This window comes from Jatrophihabitans sp. (genome assembly GCF_036389215.1).
Classification (GTDB): Bacteria; Actinomycetota; Actinomycetes; order Mycobacteriales; family Jatrophihabitantaceae; genus Jatrophihabitans_A.
This window is the reverse complement of the sequence record NZ_DASVQG010000299.1, coordinates 1-6,135: the sequence shown is the minus strand read 5'-3', so window position 1 is coordinate 6,135 and position 6,135 is coordinate 1. Positions and strand designations below refer to the sequence as shown.

The 6,135-nt window shown below is 69.7% G+C and carries 5 protein-coding genes; 2 read left to right on the top strand and 3 right to left on the bottom strand.

All coding sequences use genetic code 11. The features are described 5' to 3' along the window. Positions 1-125 precede the first annotated feature (125 nt). Complete coding sequence (locus VF542_RS16985; protein ID WP_408652881.1) at positions 126-689, bottom strand: RNA polymerase sigma factor; 564 nt, start codon at positions 687-689, stop codon at positions 126-128. 670 nt (positions 690-1,359) lie between these two features. Here VF542_RS16985 and VF542_RS16980 point away from each other — a divergent pair. Then, positions 1,360-1,791 carry a hypothetical protein gene (locus tag VF542_RS16980; RefSeq protein ID WP_408652880.1) on the top strand — a complete coding sequence of 144 codons (432 nt, stop codon included), beginning with the start codon at positions 1,360-1,362 and terminating at the stop codon, positions 1,789-1,791. A 67-nt stretch (positions 1,792-1,858) separates the two neighbouring features. Here the strand turns inward: VF542_RS16980 and VF542_RS16975 are convergent, their stop codons facing one another. Together VF542_RS16975 and VF542_RS16970 are read right to left on the bottom strand one after the other, a co-directional pair. Further along, complete coding sequence (locus VF542_RS16975; RefSeq protein WP_408652879.1) at positions 1,859-3,127, bottom strand: MFS transporter; 1,269 nt, start codon at positions 3,125-3,127, stop codon at positions 1,859-1,861. Continuing rightward, a complete protein-coding gene (locus VF542_RS16970; RefSeq protein ID WP_408652878.1) occupies positions 3,127-4,779 on the bottom strand; it encodes an AMP-binding protein in 1,653 nt (550 codons plus the stop codon). The genes VF542_RS16975 and VF542_RS16970 overlap by 1 nt, the downstream gene beginning before the upstream one ends. Before the next feature lie 213 nt (positions 4,780-4,992). On the opposite strand from VF542_RS16970, the gene VF542_RS16965 reads away from it, so the two are divergent. Further along, positions 4,993-6,012 (top strand): ABC transporter permease subunit, encoded by a 1,020-nt coding sequence (locus VF542_RS16965; RefSeq protein WP_408652877.1) that lies wholly within the window; start codon positions 4,993-4,995, stop codon positions 6,010-6,012. Positions 6,013-6,135: the final 123 nt, after the last annotated feature.

Here is a 6,135-nt window from a genome sequence, read left to right as displayed (position 1 = left end):
CTCGTGCGGGAGCGGCGCTCCGGACAGCAGCGCGTCGAAGGACCGTTCCTCGTCGGAGAGGCCGGCCTCGGCGGTGGGGATCCACGGTAGGTAGGGCATGTCACCTCCTAGATCGCTGGGGCCGCTCACAGCGTTACACCTCCCTCGGCCAGCACCCGGGCCAAGGTCCGCAGCCCGCGATGGGCCGCGACCCGGACCGCCCCCGGAGTACGGCCGACGATCCCCGCCACCAGGTCGACCGGCAGGCCGGCCACCACTCGCAGCACGATCACCTCGGCCTGCAACGGGGGCAGCGTCGCGATCAGCTCCAGCGCCGCGCGGGTGTCGAACCTGCCCAGCACGACGTCGGCGGTGTCAGCCGCGGCGCCGCCCTCGCCGCCCCCGTCGCCGGGTGGCCAGGGCAGCGGGCTGGTCGGTCGGCGGATCCTGCGCCGGAGGTCATCGACTCCGCGGCGCCGGGCGATGGTGAGTACCCAGGCGCGCCAGGCCAGTTCGTCACCGCCGAAGGTAGCCAAGCCCCGGACCACGTTCAGCCAGGTCTCGGCGGCCAGGTCCTCGGCCGCGGACGGGTCGAGCAGCCGGAGGTAGCGCAGCAGGGGCGGGTTGGTGTCGCGCCACAGGGCGGCGAACGCGTCGCTGTCACCCGCCTTGGCGGCCGCGAGCACCTCAGCAAACCCGGCACCGATCACCTGAGGCAGTATGCGCCGGTCCCCGGCTCGGCGCGCGCCGTACGAGCCACCGGTCATCAGTGTCGGGTGCCCAGGCAGACAGCAGTCAGGCCGGCATCGTCGGTACTGGCCATCTGGAAGCCGTCGAGAAACCCGGAGTCTTCTATGTCGCGCACCAAGCGTTTAGTCAAGCGTGTCATTCTATGCGCGGCGGTAGTGGTTACCATCATGTCCTTGACAAACTCCGCGGAGGCACGGATTAGGCCAACTCACATCGTCGAATGTGAGCTTACGGCGCTGGTACCGCAGCAATTCAGTCCGGGTAGTCCGGTGACCGGCACTGCTCACATCACGTGTACGCCGACACCTCCGGACGTCAGCAACACCACCGTAATCATCTGGCGCTATGACGGCGGCGGGAATTACAGCAACATCTCGTACAAGACCTTGAACACACTGGGAACTGATTGATGGCTGCACACCTATGCGAGCTGTGCCTACCGCAGAGCCTTTCCGATGCACGGCCAGGTGCTCAGTGACATCTTCCATGGAGGGTGGGCCTACGATTCGGTGAACAGCGCTACGGTAACGATGTACTGCTGAGGGGTGAGCCATGAGTAGTCCGCCGCACAACATAGTGCCGGCACACCTGCCACTGAACGCAGCGATCTTCCGCCAAGCCTCGCTAGTCGTGATCCTGACCCATGCCGAGGTGTACCCGTCCGGCTGTGCTCTCTACATAGCTCTGCGCGCCAATGTCGTCGCCCTCGAGCAGCAGCGCCACGTCGGCCAGCTCGTGGCAGACTATGCCCAGGACGTGGGGGAGTTCACGGTGGCAGTCGTCCGGAACGGACAGCGCCAGGTGGCCGAGTTCGACACCCTCACCTCCCCCGAGCCGTTCTATCGGATCAACGCCTCGGGTGGTGGTCAGCTATGGCGGATGTCCTACTGGCTGGCTCCGATCCCCACCGGTTCCTGCTCCCTGCTCATGCATGCACCGTCGCTCGGTATTGACATGGCTGAAGTAGAAATCGACAGCGACCAAGTGGCGGAGGCCGCACTCGGAGCAGAAGAGCTGTGGCCGGGACAGACTGGCGAGCACGGAGCCCGGTCTGTGGTCTGAGTACTGAACGATCCACGTCCGGCAGACGGAAAGCCCGCGTGCATCGTCAGGGATCAGCTGGCAAAAATCAGTCGTCGAGGATCAGCTTGTCTCGGCCTGCCCAGACGGCAGCGGCCACGGCGGCCCCGAACAGCACCGGAACCAGGTACAGGTGGTTGCCGGCGAACCGGTGGTTGACGGCCAGGCCGCCGAGGAAGTTGCCGGTCGTCATGCCGAACGCCACCGCGGTGGTGAGCCAGTAGGTGCCTTCGGTGAAGGCGGTTGCCGGCACCGTGCGCTGCACGATCTCGTTGGCCGTGATGGTCGTCGGCGAGATGATCACGCCGGCGAGCGCGAGCACCAGGGTGAGGCTGACGATGTCGTCGGCGAACAGCAGCGGCACGTGCACCAGCGCCGCGGCGGTCATCACTATCGTCAACTGCCGGACCAGCGGAATGCGGATGGGCAGCGCGCCGTAGAGCAGGCCCGCGGTCAGGCTGCCGATGCCCCAGAGGCCCAGCAGCACCCCGGTGAGGTTGCGGTGACCGAGTTGGGCCGCGCGGGCGATGGTGATGATCTCGACCGACCCGATCATCGTGCCAAGGCCGAACACGACGGCGAACATCAGCCGCATGGCCGTCAGCCGCATCACCCCTTCGCCGCGCGGCGTGGGCCTGTGATGGGGCTCCGGCTGGCTGCCGCGCTGCGCGGCGAGCGCCAGCGTGCCGACGACGGCCAGGGCCAGCACGGTGAGCAGGCCGGGCACCGGGCCGATGCCGGTGGCCACGGCCGCGACCAGCACCGGTCCGGCGATGAAGACCACCTGGGTGGTGACGCCCTCCACGGCGTACGCGGTACGCAGCAGCTCGGTGCCGGCCAGCGCCTTCGTCCACCGGGCCCGGACCAGGGGGGAGGTCACCGGCATCACCGCGCCGGCGAGCAGCGCCAGCGGGATGAACGTCCAGCCCGGGGCGTCCAGGTGCACGGCGAGGATCAGCGCGCAGACGAACACGGTGAAGGCCGCGACCACCACCACCAGCACGATGGCTTGGCCGTAGCGGTCGGCGAGCCGGCCGATGAACGGTCCGCACACGCCGACGGCGAGGGTGACCGATGCCGCGACGGCGCCGGCGAGGGCATAGTTGCCGCTCTCGGCCGTGATCGCCAGCACCAGGGCGAGACTCAGCATCGAGGTGGGCAGCCGGGACAGGAAGCCGGCCGTGACGAACCCCCACGCGCCCTTGACCGCGAACGCCCGGCGGTAGGCACCGGCCGCTGGCAGTGGCTCTGCCGGCTGGCCAGAGTGGTCCGGCGGGCCGAGTGGACTGGCGGGCCGGGTGTCGGCAGGCTCGGGCATCAGCCCGGCTCAGCTGCCGGCTTCTGCAGCTCCTCGCGCAGGAACGCCCGCTCGACCTTGCCCAGCGCGTTCTTCGGGAGCTCCTCGCGGATCTCGACCCGGTCCGGCCAGTTCTGCCACGTCATGCCCAGCCCGTCGAGGTAGCTGTTGAGTTCCTCCAGGGTGGGCGCCTCGCCGTCCGGGACGATCACCGCGCACAGGCCGTCGGCGGTGGGCATCACGTCGTCCGGGTATCCGATCAGGGCGACCTCGCGCACCCGCGGATGCTCCACGATCACCGCTTCGATCTCCAGCGTGGGCACCTTGGTGCCCCAGCGCCGGATGATGAGGTCGTTGCGCCGGCCGGTGATCCGGATCCCGCCGCGGCCGTCGGGCCTGGCCAGGTCGCCGGTGTCGAACCAGCCGTCGCTGTCCAGGCTTTGCAGATACACCTCGCGCTGGTTGAGGTAGCCCAGGCACTGGCTCGGCCCGCGCGTCCACAGCCGGCCGAGCTCCTCGCCCTCCTCGGCATCGATGCGCACCTGCGAGCCCGGTACCGGCGAGCCGTCGCTGTGCGCGCCCCAGCCCTGCGGGTCCTCCGGCCGGGTGACGGTGACCCCGCCGTTCTCGGTCATACCCCACAGCGCGCTCAGTTCCACGCCGAGGGCGTCGCGGACGTCGTCGATCAACTGCGGCGGAATGGGCGCCGAGCCCGAGATCAGGTACCGCAGGCTGGACAGGTCGCGGGGATTCTTGCGCTGCTCGGCGACCAGTGCCATGCCGAACTGCGGTGCGGCGTAGATGAAGGTCAGGCGGTGCCTGGCGATCATGTCCAGCATCAGCGCCATGTCGAAGTCGTCCTGCATGACAGAGGTGCCGCCGAGGATCACCGACAGGTACGAGCTGTAGAGCAGCCCGGCCAGGTGGGTCATGGGATGGGGGACGGAGGCCACCGTGTCCGCTCCCAGCCCGTAGCACTCGGGCAGGGCCGTCGCGGCGGCGTACAGCGTGTTGTGGCTGTGCACGACGGCTTTGGGTGCGCCGGTGGTTCCCGAGGTGAACAGCAGCAGCGCGACGTCATCGGCGTCCAGGGTGTCCAGGCTCTCCAGCTGGTGGGTCTGCTCCCACGGGGACTCGACGAAGAACTTCTCGAAATCGAGGAACCCGGAGTCAGAGCTCGCCGGTGCGGTGCGCACCACCACCCGATGGGCCAGGCTCTCCGGCGCTACCTTCTCCAACCGCGCGGCGTAGTCGATGTCCTGATAGCGGTCGGGAACGATGCAGACCTTCGCGGCGCTGCTGGCAAGGACGTGGCCCAATTCTCGGGCACCGAACGGCGGCATCACCGGAGCGGGGACGGCGCCGATCCGGGAGCAGGCCAGATACAGCGGGGTGAGCATCCACCAGTTGGGCAGGTGGATGGCCACCACATCCTTGCGGCGCACCCCGAGTTCGAGCAGCGCGGCCGCGAACCGATCCACCAGCGCGGCGAACTCGCGGTAGGTGAGAGTGCGTGCCAGGCTGCCGCCGGCGTAGTTGATGATCGCGACCTTGTCCGGGTCGTTCTGTGCTGCTCGCCGCAGGTCGTGCAGCACCGTCTCGCTGCGCCACCGGCCCTCGGCCCGGAAGGATTCGGCTCGGTCGGCTGGGGGTCGCACCAGGGTGTCCCACATCGGCGCCTCTCCTTTCACCATGCCGAACATATCGCGGTTGGATGTGTCGGCAGTTGCAGGCAGCAGTCTGTCGGCTGGCGGGTTAACGGACCATAACGTCAGTCTCGACGCTCGACCGGGTAAGAACCAGTGGGGTACAAATCGGTCGTCGGGCTCAGCTCGCCAGGGAGGCGAAGCCGGACAGCGGCAGAGGCCGGCCTGTACTTTGGCGCCATGATCTCCGGCGTCCTGCTGCAGGTTGTGCTGGCCGGGCTGGCGCAGGGCGCGGTCCTGGGACTGATGGCGCTCGGGTTCTCCCTGGTCGCGGGCACCGCGCGGATCCTGCCGTTCGCGCACGGTGACATCGCGGTCGCTTCGATCTTTCTGGCCGTGCTCGCCGCCGTCGGGGCAACCCCCACCGCCGCGCGGCTGGCCGTGCTGCCCTCGATGGCGGTAGTGCTGCTGAGTCTGGCCGCCGGCGTGCTGCTCTCGGGCCTGGTCGGCGCTCTGCTCGTGCTGCTTCCCGACCTGGCCGGCCAGGATGGCGCGCACCGCCGACCCGACCCACTCAGCTGGATCGTCGGTGGCCTCGCGGCGGGTCTGCTCCTGCGCGCGGTGCTCGGTTCCGCTCTCCACCAGCAGGCCTACGCGCTGCCGGACCCCTTGCGGATCGATGCCCTGACGCCGGGTGGACTGGTGCGGTTCCCGGGCGGCAGCACGGTCCCGGTACGCGCGGTCTGCGTGCTGGTCCTCGGGCTGCTGATCGGCCTGCTCGCCGAAGCGGTACTGGTCCGGTCCCGGTTCGGCAGGTCGCTCCGGGCGGTGGCCGATGACCCCGCCGGCGCGGCATTGTGCGGCGTGTCCGCCCGCCGGGCGGTGCTCGGGGCGTTCCTGGTGGCCGGCCTGCTGGCCGGGCTGGCCGGCCTGCTCTCGGCACCGGGGCGCGCGCTCTCGGTCGAGAGCGGAGCGTTGCTGGGTCTGGACGCGGCAGCCGCGGCGCTGCTGGGAGGTATCGGCTCGGCGCGCGGAGCACTGGCCGGCGGATTGGTGGTGGGAGCCGTCCAGACGCTGGCCGGCTATGCCTTCGGCTCGGGCTTCTATGACGTGGCGCCGCTGGTGCTGCTGGCGGTGGCGCTGGTGCTTCGGCCGCCGGCCGGTCAAGGCCCGAGCCGGCCCGCCGCCGGCCCGCCGGGCGCGGCACGGTTCAGGACGGCCCGGCCCAGGACGACCCGGTCCATGACAGCCCGCAGGTGAGCGCCGTCGGCGTCGCCCAGCTGCTGTGGCTTCTGGTGGCCGCACTGGGCCTCGCGCTGTCGGTGTCCTACGCGGGCATCCCGATGCTCGGGCAGAGCGCGTTCGTGGCGATCGGCGGGTACG

Bases quoted from the DNA above. Each gene is read 5' to 3' on its own strand.
- VF542_RS16975 (WP_408652879.1), bottom strand. From the start codon at position 3,127: ATGCCCGAGCCTGCCGACACCCGGCCCGCCAGTCCACTCGGCCCGCCG.
- VF542_RS16970 (WP_408652878.1), bottom strand. From the start codon at position 4,779: ATGTGGGACACCCTGGTGCGACCCCCAGCCGACCGAGCCGAATCCTTC.
- VF542_RS16965 (WP_408652877.1), top strand. From the start codon at position 4,993: ATGATCTCCGGCGTCCTGCTGCAGGTTGTGCTGGCCGGGCTGGCGCAG.